This window comes from Bordetella sp., from assembly GCF_057362025.1.
Genome location: NZ_JBMQQZ010000001.1, coordinates 1 through 13,157, shown reverse-complemented (window position 1 = coordinate 13,157; position 13,157 = coordinate 1). Strand labels below are relative to the sequence as shown.

General features: G+C 64.6%; 11 protein-coding genes and 1 tRNA gene. 6 read left to right on the top strand and 6 right to left on the bottom strand.

All coding sequences use genetic code 11. The features are described from left to right. Both ACO1P8_RS00060 and ACO1P8_RS00055 read left to right on the top strand, forming a co-directional pair. The coding region (locus ACO1P8_RS00060) for an ABC transporter permease (RefSeq protein WP_486293922.1) at positions 1-588 on the top strand (588 nt) is incomplete at its 5' end. Between the two features lie 3 nt (positions 589-591). Beyond that, positions 592-2,337, top strand: a complete 1,746-nt coding sequence (locus ACO1P8_RS00055) for a M14 family metallopeptidase (RefSeq protein ID WP_486293921.1) — start codon at positions 592-594, stop codon at positions 2,335-2,337. A 7-nt stretch (positions 2,338-2,344) separates the two neighbouring features. On the opposite strand, the gene ACO1P8_RS00050 is transcribed toward ACO1P8_RS00055, so the two are convergent. From ACO1P8_RS00050 to ACO1P8_RS00040, 3 genes are all read right to left on the bottom strand, one after another. Beyond that, entirely contained in the window at positions 2,345-2,899 is a 555-nt protein-coding gene (locus tag ACO1P8_RS00050) for a hypothetical protein (RefSeq protein ID WP_486293920.1), read from the bottom strand. A gap of 86 nt (positions 2,900-2,985) precedes the next feature. Beyond that, a complete protein-coding gene (locus ACO1P8_RS00045) occupies positions 2,986-3,462 on the bottom strand; it encodes an outer membrane protein assembly factor BamE (protein WP_486293919.1) in 477 nt (158 codons plus the stop codon). 73 nt (positions 3,463-3,535) lie between these two features. Continuing rightward, positions 3,536-5,572 (bottom strand): YadA family autotransporter adhesin, encoded by a 2,037-nt coding sequence (locus ACO1P8_RS00040; RefSeq protein ID WP_486293918.1) that lies wholly within the window; start codon positions 5,570-5,572, stop codon positions 3,536-3,538. Positions 5,573-6,069: 497 nt separating this feature from the next. Here ACO1P8_RS00040 and ACO1P8_RS00035 point away from each other — a divergent pair, with 497 nt between their 5' ends. Further along, a complete protein-coding gene (locus ACO1P8_RS00035) occupies positions 6,070-6,663 on the top strand; it encodes a cysteine hydrolase family protein (RefSeq protein WP_486293917.1) in 594 nt (197 codons plus the stop codon). Between the two features lie 349 nt (positions 6,664-7,012). After that, positions 7,013-7,103, top strand: a tRNA-Ser gene (locus ACO1P8_RS00030). 137 nt (positions 7,104-7,240) lie between these two features. Here ACO1P8_RS00030 and ACO1P8_RS00025 read toward each other — a convergent pair. The 3 genes from ACO1P8_RS00025 to ACO1P8_RS00015 all read right to left on the bottom strand — a co-directional run bounded on the left by ACO1P8_RS00025 (position 7,241) and on the right by ACO1P8_RS00015 (position 10,420). Then, complete coding sequence (locus ACO1P8_RS00025; RefSeq protein WP_486293916.1) at positions 7,241-7,945, bottom strand: glutathione S-transferase family protein; 705 nt, start codon at positions 7,943-7,945, stop codon at positions 7,241-7,243. A 248-nt stretch (positions 7,946-8,193) separates the two neighbouring features. Beyond that, positions 8,194-9,201 (bottom strand): Bug family tripartite tricarboxylate transporter substrate binding protein, encoded by a 1,008-nt coding sequence (locus tag ACO1P8_RS00020; RefSeq protein ID WP_486293915.1) that lies wholly within the window; start codon positions 9,199-9,201, stop codon positions 8,194-8,196. A gap of 220 nt (positions 9,202-9,421) precedes the next feature. Beyond that, positions 9,422-10,420, bottom strand: coding sequence for a TauD/TfdA family dioxygenase (locus ACO1P8_RS00015; RefSeq protein WP_486293914.1), 999 nt, complete (start codon positions 10,418-10,420; stop codon positions 9,422-9,424). 194 nt (positions 10,421-10,614) lie between these two features. On the opposite strand from ACO1P8_RS00015, the gene ACO1P8_RS00010 reads away from it, so the two are divergent. Next, positions 10,615-11,583 (top strand): LysR family transcriptional regulator, encoded by a 969-nt coding sequence (locus ACO1P8_RS00010; protein WP_486293913.1) that lies wholly within the window; start codon positions 10,615-10,617, stop codon positions 11,581-11,583. Between the two features lie 276 nt (positions 11,584-11,859). Then, positions 11,860-13,157, top strand: a 1,298-nt coding sequence (locus ACO1P8_RS00005) for a beta strand repeat-containing protein (RefSeq protein ID WP_486293912.1), incomplete at its 3' end; no start/stop codon positions are given.

Sequence of the window (13,157 nt, the reverse complement as noted above, 5' to 3'; positions counted from 1 at the left end):
TTCGTCTCGGTGTTCTTCGGCGCGCTGCTGGGCACCGTCATGGGCTTGATCGCGGGCTATTACCGCGGCGTCTGGGACGTGATCGTGATGCGCTTCGCGGATGTGCAGCTGGCGCTGCCCTTCATCCTGGTAGCCATCACGTTTATTTCCATCCTTGGCGGCGGCTTGTTCAACGTGATTTTCTTCATGGTCATCTCGCAGTGGGTGCAGTATGCGCGCCTGGTGCGGGGGCAGGTACTTGCCCTGCGCGAGCGCGAGTTCGTGCAGGCCGCGCGCGCGTTCGGCGTGCGCGACCTGGCCATGATCCGCCATCACATCGTGCCCAATCTGCTGGGCCCTTTGATCATCCTGATGGCACTGAATGTCGCCACCAATATCCTCCTGGAGAGCAGCCTGACCTTCCTGGGGCTGGGCGTGGATCCGACGATTCCCAGCTGGGGCGGCATGCTGGCCGACGGGCGTACCTATTTGCAGACCGCGTGGTGGGTCAGCGTGTTCCCGGGATTGGCGATCATGCTGACGGTGCTGGGCCTGAACTTGCTGGGCGACTGGCTGCGCGATCGTCTGGATCCCACTGGAAAGGTATAAGCCATGGCTGTATTGCTGGACAAGCGTTTCGACCGCACCCTCGATGCGTGGGTACGGGAATTCGAGCAGGATGATTACCGGGGCGCGCATGTGCAGGCCTGGCTCTTCGAGGACGAGGCGGCGCGCCGCGCGGCGGAACGGCGCCTGGCCGACGCCGGTGTGACGGCGGTATTCCGCAGCGCCTACAAGCCGCTGGTGCATTTCTTCCTGGAAGAAGCCGATGCCGATGGGCTGGCGTCCGTCTCGGTGCGCTATCCGGTTCGCGAAGAGGCGGTACAGCGGCGTTTCACGCTGGAGGCGTACCCGCTGGCCGGGCTGCTGGACGGCGTGGCGCTGGAGTTCCTGGCCGGCGACGCGGACCTGCACTACGAAGTGGTCTTGCGGTATGCCGATGGCCGTACGGAAACGGCGCGCGTGTTCGCGCCCAACCGGGTGGCGACGGATCATGCCGGCGTGGCAGCCCTGTCGCCCACGGGCTGGGTCCGCGTCGAGGGAAGGCCGGATGGTGTGGAAATCGATGAGGCGCGGCCCACCGAGTATTCCCAGGTGTTCGCCGAGATCATGGACGCGGTCCGGGCGCACGAGTGGGGCGATAAGGAACCGTATTTCCAGCGCCTGGATATCCGCGTCGATATACCCGGCATCGAGCGCGACCTGAACTATCACGACGAGGTCGCGAGCACGGTCGAAGCCTTGCACGAAGAACTGTACTTCGGGCTGCTGGAAGTCTTCCAGATGCATTCGGGACGCCCGCTGGGCAATCGCGGCCTGCAGCCGGGCCAGATCGTGCCCGATGTGCGCCGTGTGGATGGGCCCGCGTGGGTGCGCGTCGAGACCCGGGATTTTCCCGCCGTGGCGGCAACGACACCGGACGGCGCCGGGCCGCCGCTGGAAGAGGTCGATGGCGCGCTGTCTCTGGCGCGCATTGCTTACGAGATGGCGCGGATCGGCGGCGAACCCTATTCCGTCCCGACGCGGCAGGGGCGGCCGGTGCTCTGTACGTATGTCAAGGGAGCAAACAAGCCTGTCGTGATTTCCGGCGGCCAGCACGCGAACGAGACTTCGGGCGTGGTGGGGGCGCTGCGCGCCGCGCAGGTGTTGCGCCAACAGCCGAATGCGCACTTCGTGCTGTTCGCGTCGGAGAATCCCGATGGCTACGCCCTGCATCGGGAGCTGTGCGAACACAACCCGCGCCATATGTCCCATGCCGCGCGCTACTCGGCCCTGGGCGATGACCTCGCGTATCGCGAACGCGCGCCGTGGTATGAGCGGGATGCGCGCCGCAAGGCGTACGAAACGACCGGCGCCCAGTTGCATGTGAACCTGCACGGCTATCCCGCCCACGAGTGGACCCGCCCCTTGTCGGGGTATCTGCCGCGCGGCTTCGAACTGTGGACGGTGCCCAAGGGCTATTTTCTGGTGCTGCGCCATCATCCCGGCTGGGAAGACCAGGCCAATGCCTTGCTGCGGCATGTATCCGCGCGCGTCGCGGCGCGGGTGCCGGGGCTGGTGGAGTACAACGCACGGCAGATGCGCATGTTCGAAACACACGCCCTGCAGCGGGGATTCGAGGTGATGAACGGCATCCCGGTGCTGCGAACCGAAGGCGTGGGCGAGGACGTGCCGCTGGTGCTTATCACGGAATTTCCGGACGAGACCATCTACGGCGATCCCTTCCGCTTCGCGCATACCGTGCAGATGGAGACCGTGCTCGCGGCCGTCGAAGGCTATCTGGAGCTGGACGACTAGATTGCCGCTAGCGTCCCGCCGGCATCGGGGCGCCGGCTACCGCCGCGGACACCTGGGCAGCCTGCTGGTCGCTGACCACGGGCACGAACAGCACCCCGTCGTTCATCGGGCCGCCCAGGGTGGGGGCGGCGGCCAACTCGCCGTCGATGCTGAGCAACAGGAACTTGCCGGGATAGTGCTTCGCGATCGCAGCCAGACGCGGTGCGGCCGCGGGCGCGAACTGAAAACGCACATAGCTTGCCCCGGCGCGGCTTCTGACCGGCGTGACCGATACGATGTCGGTACGCGTCAGGACCGGCTGTTGCAACATCCACAATTGCCGCCCGCCCAGTTGCAGGGCGTGCAATCCCGGAGCGGCCTCTGTCTGTGCCAGGCGGAATTCGACCGTGGGTGGGCCAGCCTGCAGGGCCGTAGGCACGCCGGGCTTTGTTGCCGCGCCCACGGCGCCTTGCGGGCCGGGTGGCATGGCGGCCGGCGCGGTGCGTCCGGCGGACAGCGGCTGGCACGCGGCGACGGCCATTGCGGCCGTCGCTATCAGGCATACCGGCAGCAGCCTTTGCATGGCGGTCTCCAACAGGGCCGGTTTGGCCGGAGCCGAGATTCGGGCCGGGATGCGGCGTGGCTCGGCGCAGACTGTCTTGGCGCGCATCATGCCGGCGTTCCGGCGGCCAGCCGCGCGTGGGTTCCATCGGCGTGCATGGCGTCGCCCGCCATGGTCGAGATCGCTTTCTTCATTGCCGCTTCGCATGCAGGTTCGCGCCAATGGGTACTGCGCACGGTGCGATCGCGGTCGAACAGGATTTTGTACTGGCATAGTTCGTCGCCGGAGGCCGTGCGGACGTGGAGCAGATAGTCCCATTCGCGCACCATCAGGAACCCTTCGTGGAAATGCGGGCGCCCGAGCAGATCGTAGATCTGGTCCTTGTCCATGCCGGGCCGCACCATGGCGAGATGATGCGGATCGGGATAAATCCCCTTGGATCGCGAGGCCCGCGAGATATCGGGCCAGACCAGCGCCGTCGCTTGCCCGTTCCTGTCTACCTTGCTCACGTTTCCGCAGCCGGCCAGGGCGAAGCTGAACATCAACCCGGCGCACGCCAGGATAGGGGCTTTGTATCTTTGCATGCGTCAAACTCCTGCATCGGCCCGCGCGTCGCGTCGGCCTGTCATTCGATGTGTTGGATCCGAAGCGCCTGGCCTACCATTGGTAGCCGACACCCACGGCGCCGCCGTAGTCGCCGCGCGACGAGGTGGCGCCTGACAGCTTCAATACCCACGACCCGTTATCCGAAACGGTGGAAAGCCCGAGCGCGTAGCCGCTTTCCCCGTTCCACGTGGCACCGCCCAGACTGACCATGCTTTTGCTGGGCAGATAGGCCTGCGGTAAGGCGGCCATCGCCATCGCGGCGGCGATACCGCCGTTGGCGCGGCTTTGAACGCCATGGATGCGGTTGTTCAGCCGGGCATACTGGCCGTTGACGCGCTGCGTGACAGTATCGAGTTGATTGATGGTCGCGGCATCGCTGGGGGCGACGCCATCGGCCACGCCGGTGACCCGCCGGTTGCCCGCCGTGCCGGACATGTCCACCGTCGTGCCACCGGTATGGCCGCCTACCGTGATAGGCGCCGCCGCGTCCTGCTGCTGGACCAGCCCGGCCGTTCCCTGCACCAGGTTGTTGACGATGTGCCGGGACTCGCCGATGGCATCGGTCAGCGTCGCGTAGCTGTTGCCGTTGATGGTGAAACCGCCGGCCAGCGAGCCTGTGGCCACGTTATACGTGACGCCGCCGCCCAGGTAAGTCGCCACGCTATTGCCCTGCGTCGATACGATGGCGTTCTGTGCCGCCAAGGCATCGCCGACGGTGTTGTATGTTTGTCCGCCGACGTGGTAGCCCGGCCCGGTGTACGCGCCTGTGGCCGCGTCGTACGAGGCACCCCCGCCCAACGAGCCGGCCGTGTTCTGCGCGATCTGGTTCAGCTGGCTGATGTTCACCGCATCGGTGGGCGCGGCGCCGGCCGCGACATTGGTGATCTGCCGCTGCGCCCCCGCGTTGCCCACGGACACCTCGCCTGCCGAGGTTTGCGGCGCGGCCAGCGCGTAGGCGACGTATGCGGTGCGTGCACCGACCGCGGTCCGGGTACCCGGGCCTAGTGCGACGCTACCGGATTGCGTGGCGGCGGCATCGTAGCCCAGGGCCAGGGCGTCGGGCGCGCTGGCCTGCGCGCCTACACCCACCGCCGTCGCCCTGTCCGCCGTGGCCGCGGCTGCACCGCCAACGGCAGTGGACCAGAGGCCTGTCGCGGCGCTGGTCCAGCCCAGCGCCGTGCCGATCTGGCCTGTTGCCGTCGCGGCGTTGCCGATCGCGACGGCCTCGAAGGTCGAGCCTCCCGGATCGATGGGATTGGGCGAGCCGTACACGCCGGTCGCATTGGCGTTCGACCCTATGGCGATGGGCGACCCGTTGGCCGTGCCGGTGGAGCGTGCCGCGGCGCCACTGCCCAAAGCCACCGCGTAACCTCCCTCGGCGATAGTCCGGCTGCCGATGGCAACGCCGCTGCCGGACGGCACCAGGGCAAGATAGCCGATTGCCGTGGACTCGATGCCGGCCGCCGTCGTGTGGGGGCCCACCGCGACCGTATTCGCCGGACCGGCATTGGACCAGGGACCCACCGCGACCGCGCTGCTGCCGCTGGCGCGCGCGGTGGTGCCCATGGCGATGGCATTCGTGCCGGTGGCGATGGTATCGACGCCGATAGCGGTCGGGTTGTTGACATTCGTGCCCGCGACGCCGGCGACGGTGCCCACGCCGATGGCGATCGCGCTGTCGCTGTGGGCTTGCGTGCTGCTGCCGATCGCAATGTCGTTGGCCCCGGTCGTGCTGGCGCCGTTGCCCACGGCGATACCGCCATTGAGTCCGAGTCCCGGCAGGAAATCCGTTGGATCGGCGATGTCGGCGTTGGCGCCGCAACCGACGGCGATCGCGCCCCAGGCATTCGAGCCCGTGTTGGTGCTGCAGGAAGGATCATCGGCGCCGATGCCGATGGTTACCGGCGAGGATGTCGTAGCCCCGCCGAGGAACGTGGAGGCTTCGCCGGGCGCCGCCCATAGCGTCAGGGATGTGATGCCGAGCAGCCGATGGGCTCGGCGTAACGCCGGGAAGATGCGTCGGCGCTTCGCGTCCTGGCCTGCGGTGCCGGCTGATCTATTTGAGGGGGAACGTTGTTCTCTTGCCATCTCACTCTCCGTCTGGGGTATACGGCGGGGTCGGGGAAACATGGGCGCATGCGCGCCCCTACGCGGCTAACACGTAATCGGTCTTGCGAACACAACGAGACCGGCCCGCCCCGCGGATCCGGGGCGGCTCGGCGCTTTCAGTGGCTGAGAGAAGCGGCGCGGCGGGCTGCCGCGCCGCGGCCGGTCAAGACGCCTGCCCGAACATCCAGTGGCAGGGGTGGCCGGCTGATAATCGAGTTATGTTTGTCATCTGCAGCGGGTGTGAGCGGAATATCCCCGGTCTGTTGATTTATCGTTGAAAAGATTCCAGCGGGCGCGCCAAATAATCCAGGAAAAACGTTGCCGCCGTTGCGGCTCGTAGGGGCGAACGCGGCGATCTATCATTGGTCCAAGCGGGCACGCTTCCCGCACCGTCAACCGTCTTCGATGCCGTGCGGGATGGGTGTCCATGGCGGCATCCGTTGCGTTTGAGTCTTGAACAAACCTGGGAAAACACTATGCGGCAACCTTCGTCCATCTTTCTCGTACTGGATATGCAGAACGACCTGGTCCATGCGGACGGCCCGAACGGCAAGACGCCCATGGGCGAGCAGGTTCGCGAACGGAATCTTGTCGCCCGGACGGCCAAGGCGATCGCCAAGGCACGCGCGGCGGGTATCGCGATGGGGTTCGTGCGGGTCGGCTTTTCCGAGGGCTATCCGGAATGCCCGCCCGGGTCGCCGGTATTCGCGGCTGCCGCGCAGCATGGGCTGTTCAAGCTGGGCGGCTGGGGCACCGAGATCCATCCCGACCTTGAACAGAAGCCGGGCGATCTGCAGGTCGTCAAGCATCGCGTGAGCCCGTTCTATTCCACTACGCTGGAAGTCCAGCTGCGTACGCGGAATGTGCAGCGGATCTATTGTTCCGGGGTTTCCACGCAGGCGGTGGTGCAGGCGACCGTGCGGGACGGACATGATCGCGATTACGAGATGATTGTGCTGGAGGATCTGTGCGCGGCCCATAGCGCGCAGGAGCACGCGAATTCCATGCAGAGCATCGCGCGCTTCTGCAAGGTGGAGTCCAGCGAGAGTGTGGTGTTCGCCCAGCCTTGATGGCGGGATGGAGGGCTAATGGGCGGCGACGTGGGCGGCTGTCCGAGGGCGGTTCTCGCGGGAGCGGTTGCGGGGTCTTGGCCGGGCGGCCCGGTTCGGGCGGGCAGGGCGGCCAAGACTGGATACATAAAATTCTGCTAGAATCGCGGATTGCCGTTTGGCGGGCCGGTAGTTGCTATTTGCAGTTGCTATTTGCAGTTGCTATTGGCAGTTGCAGTTGGCCCCAATCCGCGCGCCGGGGAAGCATCAAGGCCCCGGGCAAGCATCGTCTGGCGATGGTTGCGTCGAGCGGTGGACAAGCGGCATGCAAGACAAACGGGCTGGCAAAGCCCGCAGCAGTACCGGATCAGGACAGGTGGCCGAGCGGTTGAAGGCGCACGCCTGGAAAGCGTGTATACGTCAAAAGCGTATCGGGGGTTCGAATCCCCCTCTGTCCGCCAATAAAATCAATAAAAATCTATAACTTAGCGATTTTTTGGCTACCTGGTGCCTCTCTACGCCGCAAGCCGAGAAACGTGCATATCGATATGGATATCCACGTACGGGCATGACAGCGCGCCGGTTTCCGAGCGTTCGGTCAGCCCGAGTTCGTCCCCATAACGCGCCCGTGAATGGCCTCGCAGTGTTGGGCGAGCCCCGGCTGAGATACGACGTACGCACGTAGCGGCGTGTCGATCGGATAGAACAGGATGTTGGCGACGAAGCCGTAGATGCTCGCGTCTACGCTTGTGGGCGTGGCACCGAAGAAGAAAGGGCGGGTATCCATCATCGCCGCGATGGCGCGCAGGTCGTCCAGACCGCGGCGGTAGGCTTCTTCGGGTGCGTAGCGTCCTATGCCCTGGTAGCGGTAGCGTTCGAAGTTGTAGGCGCGCGCGGCATTCATTTCTTCCGCGGTGACGTTCGCATGCGTACGCAGCACGGCATCGCGGAAGTGGGGCCAGTAGCGGTCGTCTTTCCAGCGTGAATAAGACATGGACCAATAGAGATCGTCCAGGACGCGGTTTACGCAGAATGCCTGGGTGTGCTGCGACGGATTCAGCGCGCTGTCGATGGAGAGGCCGTGCCGGTCTATCAAGTGTGCGACGATGGCGCTGCTGTCGCCGACGGTGGTGCCGTCGTCATCGATGTACGGCAGTTGGCCGTGCGGCGCCTGTCGGCTGTCGAAAATGTGTTGATGGTTGAAGGGCAGGCCGGCCAGGCGCAGAAAGGCATATACCTTCAGGCCGAATGGGTTGTTGTCGGCGACGCCGAACAGCTCGGGGTAGGAATAGAGTGTGAGCATGGTGCTCTCCATCCGGATTCAGACCTGCGCTTCGCGGCTATGCTCGCCCCGTAAACGATACACCTTTGGCGGCGGGACTTCCCTGATCGCGTCGATGAATGCATACGGCTTAGGTCGACAACGGGGTACAGTCGCCAGGCCGCCGTGCTGGGCGGGCAGGCGCAGGAACGGGACATCGGCGGTCGGACGCAGGCGGCCCTTGCGGCGCACGAGTGCGTAATGCCGGGATCGGCCGGTGGGGCAGCCATCTACCCTTCCAGCTTGATGCCCCCCGCGGCAATGATGTCCCGCCATTTCGCGATATCCGACGCGATCAGTTCCGAGAACTTCGCCGGCCCGTTCGATACATTGTCCGAACCGAATGACTCGATGACCTTCCGCACATTGGGCCGGGCAGCGGTCTGGATGGTGGCGTCGGTCAGGCGCGTGGCGGCCGCCTGAGGAATGCCCGCGGGCGCCAGCAGGCCGTACCAGCCGCGGGCCTCGAAGCCCGGGACGGCGCGCTCGGACATTGCCGGGACGTCGGGCAGTTGCGCCGTGCGGCCCGGACTGGTGACGGCCAGAGCCCGCATTCGTCCAGCCTGGATATGAGGCAACACCAGCGCCAGATTCTCGAACGCGTAAAGCACTTCCCCGCCGATCACGGCCACGACGGCTGGCGCGCCACCCTTGTAGGCGACGTGAGTCGCCTGTACGTGCGCTTTCTGCTTGAACATCTCTCCGGCGAGGTGCTGCGGTGTCCCCGTACCCGCGGAGCCGTAAAAGGGCGGCTTCGCGCTGGCGCGCAGCTGAGCCATCAACTGGTCGACGGACGTGATACCCGATTTCGCGCCGGTCACAAGCACAAGCGGCGTCGCGGCCAGCAAGGTGATGGGTGTGAAGTCCTTGCGTGGATCGTAGGGCAGGTTCTTATACAGCGACACGTTGATCGCCAGCGGCCCGCTTGCGCCCAGCAGCAGTGTGTAGGGATCCCCGGCGGCACGCGCCACGTAGGCGGTACCGATGTTGCCGCCGGCGCCCGGTTTGTCTTCCACAATCACCGGCTGCCCGAAATCGCGCGCCAGTTCGGCGCCTATCAGTCGGGCCAGGATATCGACGATACCGCCGGGCGGGTAGGCGTTGATGATCTTGATAGGCTGTGTCGGCCAGCTTTGGCCGCTCGCGTCCACGGCGGCAAGTGCGGCAGGGCTGTTGCCAAGGATTCCCGCCGAAAGGATCCCCAGGCTGCTTCCTGCAAGGAAGTCACGTCGTTTCATGTTTGTCTCCCCGTTCCTGTCGAAACGTTGTTTTGTCTGTAAGCGCGGTTAGGGCCTGTTAACGCTAGAAGGAGCCTCGCACTGGCCGAAGGGTGAGTACGCAAACCGGCGCCTGGCCGCGTTACGAATGCTCGCCGTGGCATCACCACGACTGCGCTTCGTGCCTTGCCATCCACCGGTTTGCGTACTCATGCGAGGCTCCTTCTAGCGTTAACAGGCCCTAGGCAGGTTCCAGCTCGAATTTCAATGTCGTGCCCTTGACGATGATGCCCCCACGCGCGCCGGGGGTCAGGGATCCGTACCGCGCCGCGAACGACGGTGGCAGAGCGCGCCCCTCCTCGGGCGCCAGCCATAGGCGAAGCAGGTGTCGCTTCCTTTCCGGTTCAGGCCAATCCTCGTAATCCGTGCGGGAGTGAAGGATTTGATGATTGTGCAGAAACTGCATGTCGCCCGGCAGAAACTCCATCTGCAGGCAGAATCGAGGGTCGTTGGCGAGCTCGTCGAGCAGGGCCAAGGCTTCCAGCTCCTTGTCCGTCAAACGGCGTGCTTCAGGGAAGAGGGCCTGCGCGCTGCGGATGTACTGGCCGACATAGATCGTGGTCAATTTGCCGTCGCACCAGTTGAAGACCGGAACGTCGAACCAGGGCTTGGCACCGTCGGGCACTTCGCCGCGGCGGTCGGTCGGGAAGGGATGGAACAGCTCGGCCGCGAGGTCGGGACGTTGTTCCATCATCGCGTTGTAAAGCGAGACCGAGCTGACGATGCGGCTCTCTCCGCCGGACCGCGACGTCTTCAGGCACAGCAATCCGACGATGTCGCACGAATCCGTGTGATATTCGAGTTGCCGGTTGGTTTGGTAGTAGCGGGTCTGCGGCTTGTTGATGTCCGCGCCGGTGTCGCGGACATGTCCCAACAGATGGCCGGCGGCGTTCTGGGAGCGAAAGCTGCCGAACCAGGCACCCATGCCCAGATAGGCAATGGCGGCTTCCTCCGTCGAGTAGCGTGCGACGGGAAACCCGCGGATAAGGACGAAGCCCCTGCCGTCGATGACGTCCCGCAGCATGCGCTTCAGCCTTGGACCCAGCGTGGGCAGCGCGAAACTCGCGACGTCGATGTCGCCGAACGCGCGACCCGAAGCCTTGTGCCGGGCGATTGCCTGGTGCACCTCGGCCACTTCCGCTTCCGAAAGGTGTTCGACCCATTGGCCGTCGGAGGCCATTTGGGGACCTAACCAGGCACTGGCGCCGTCGATGCGGCGCGGGGGTTCGTCCGCCGGCGTGGGGGTCGTTGCCTGCATTGCTGTCTCCTGTATCCAAGTCTTGTCAGGGCTGGTATTTGTCGATATAAGTCTAAGAACGCCGAAGAATAGATGCTATCGAATAATATTTATCGACCTATCGCATTATTGAATAAATGCATCTCGCCAATATCACGCTCAAGCAGCTGCGTGCCTTTGCCGCGGTAGCGCGCGAAGGCAGCTTTACGCGGGCGTCAGAGAAGCTGCATGTAACGCAGTCCACGCTGACCACCTCGGTCAAGGCATTGGAGAGCGAGATCGGCCTGAGGCTGTTCGACCGCTCCACCCGTGCCGTGCAGCTGACGATGCAAGGGGAGCAGTTCCTTCCCGCCGCGGAACGGATGTTGCGCGATCTGCAGGAGTCGCTCGAAGAGATGCGGATGGCCGCCACCCGGCAGCGGGGCTCCGCGGTCGTGGCGGCGGCGGCTTCCTTCATCAACTACGTCATGTCGCCTGCGGTAATAGAGATGGCCGGCACTTATCCCGGAATCACCGTAAGGATGCGCGAAGACACGACGGAAGGCGTATGCCGATTGGTCCTGTCGGGCGAGGCCGACTTTGGCGTCACCACACTGTTCCGGCCCGAGCCCCTGCTGGATACGGCGAAGATCCTGACAGACCTGTACGGCGCAGTGTTCGAGCCACGACACCCCCTGGCGTTCGAACACGGGCCGATACCCTGGTCGCGCCTGGCCGGCCACACGATGGTAGGGCTCCATCCTTCGAACGGCATTCGTGCGCTGATCGATCTCCATCCCAGGATCGCCAGACGTTTCAAGGAGCCGGGCTACGAGGTGGGCTCGATGTCGTCGCTGTTTCCCTTGCTCAACCGGGGCATGGGCTACGCTGCATTGCCGGCGCTGGCCGCGCAACCATTGGTGTCCGCTGGCCTGTGCTTCAAGCCATTGGTACAGCCGGTCCTGAAGCGTAACCTCTACGTGGTGAAGAAGAAGGGGAGGACGCTATCGCCATCCGCAGCCGCGCTATTGGAATCGATGACCCACGCGGTTGAAAGGATGAAGCCCCACGCCCAGGTGAAGATCGCCTTCGGGGTGGAGCAGATGAACGCATTCTGCGCGCCCTAGCCGCGATCGATCACAGAGCCTGGATCTCATCGGCGGTGCGGAAGGGTTTGCGTACCTTTGCGAACGGCAGAGCAATAATCTGAAATACGAACGCTTTGTGGAGAAAAGCCGGTCTTCTTCAGCGTTTTTGCGCGAAATAGAAGCGAGTCCCGCACGGTACCTTCTGCCCTCCCCATGCAGCCCAGGCCCTTGACCCGCGCGTCGCGCGCATGAGCATAGGCCTGCTGTCCATGCACAACATGACGTCGCCGGGAGCGCGACGCGGAGTAAAAGGCCGTGAAGCAGAAGCAGCGCAAGCAAGGCAATCACTCATTTCGAAATGGCGCCATGCCGAAGGCCGGGATGGCCTTGCGGCAGACGGGACCTTTGCAGGTCCTGACCGGCGCTTCGCTGCTGGCGGCAAGCCTGCTTCCCGGCATGGCAGCGGCCGTTCCCTGCACCACGGCGGGGACGGGCGCCGTCGTGAATTCGTCGACGGGATGCTATGAGTGGACTGGCGGCGATTTTTCCGTCATGAACACGGGGACCATTTCGGGCGCGTCCTTCGCCATCCAGGCGAACAACACCCTATCCGGCCGGGAGCTGTCCAACTTCGGTACCATCGTTGGAGTGGACGTGGGTATCCAGAACCTGGGCAAGATCGACACGCTGAAGAACAGTGGCCTGGTGTCGGGCACCGATACTACCTGGACCCCGATGGGCGTCCAGAACACTTCCACCGGCTCGATCCGCTCCATAATCAACTCGGTCGGCGGAAGCATCACGGGTACCGGTGTGGGCGTCAGCAACGCCGGCACTATCGTGCAGTTGAACAATCTGGGATTCATCTCGGGTACCAGCCCGGCCGGTAGCGGGATCGCGGGGGTGGACAACAATGGCGGCACGATAAGCACCCTGGCCAACAGCGGGACCATCCTGGGCTCCTCGACCAATGTTTCCAACGTCGGGTTCGCAGTCGTCTCCCAGAACGGCGGCGGTATAGGAAGCGTCGACAACAGCGGTCTGGTGAACGGCATGTTCGGCGTCCTCGCGCTCAATACGAGCACGGTGGGCAGCCTGACGAATACCGGCACGATTTCGGGCAGCCTCTCCGGCGTGGCCGCGATGGCCGGTACCATCCAGGCGATCGACAACTCCGGCCTGATCTCCGGCGGCGTGGGCGGCACGATCATGGGCAACCCTAGCGGTCCCTATGCCGGCATCCTGGCTCAGGTGGGCGGTAGTGTCGGCTCCGTCACGAACAGCGGCACCATCACCGGCCTGTACAACGCCATCGAGGTCGATAGCATGAGTGCTATCGGGCAGATTACCAACAGCGGTCTAATCGCCGGCGACATCACGTCCGCCAGCACGCAGGACCTGAGCATCGCGGGCGGCAGCGGCACGGCCGTCGGCACGCTGACCGGCCTGAGCGGCGGCCTGACCGAAGCCGACAAAGGCTTCATCAAGGTCACGGGGGCCAATGTGGTGTTCACCAGCGGCAATCTGCTGCTGAACGCCGACATCGGGGTGGACGCCGGCCATGCCGTGACCAACAACGGCGCGACCCTGCAGGTCAACAATCCCATCACCGT

What these genes read in the sequence shown, in the direction of transcription:
- ACO1P8_RS00035 (WP_486293917.1), top strand. Translation starts at nt 6,070, where the DNA reads ATGCGGCAACCTTCGTCCATCTTTCTCGTACTGGATATGCAGAACGAC.
- ACO1P8_RS00020 (WP_486293915.1), bottom strand. Translation starts at nt 9,201, where the DNA reads ATGAAACGACGTGACTTCCTTGCAGGAAGCAGCCTGGGGATCCTTTCG.
- ACO1P8_RS00010 (WP_486293913.1), top strand. Translation starts at nt 10,615, where the DNA reads ATGCATCTCGCCAATATCACGCTCAAGCAGCTGCGTGCCTTTGCCGCG.
- ACO1P8_RS00055 (WP_486293921.1), top strand. Translation starts at nt 592, where the DNA reads ATGGCTGTATTGCTGGACAAGCGTTTCGACCGCACCCTCGATGCGTGG.
- ACO1P8_RS00015 (WP_486293914.1), bottom strand. Translation starts at nt 10,420, where the DNA reads ATGGCCTCCGACGGCCAATGGGTCGAACACCTTTCGGAAGCGGAAGTG.
- ACO1P8_RS00050 (WP_486293920.1), bottom strand. Translation starts at nt 2,899, where the DNA reads ATGCAAAGGCTGCTGCCGGTATGCCTGATAGCGACGGCCGCAATGGCC.
- ACO1P8_RS00040 (WP_486293918.1), bottom strand. Translation starts at nt 5,572, where the DNA reads ATGGCAAGAGAACAACGTTCCCCCTCAAATAGATCAGCCGGCACCGCA.
- ACO1P8_RS00045 (WP_486293919.1), bottom strand. Translation starts at nt 3,462, where the DNA reads ATGCAAAGATACAAAGCCCCTATCCTGGCGTGCGCCGGGTTGATGTTC.
- ACO1P8_RS00025 (WP_486293916.1), bottom strand. Translation starts at nt 7,945, where the DNA reads ATGCTCACACTCTATTCCTACCCCGAGCTGTTCGGCGTCGCCGACAAC.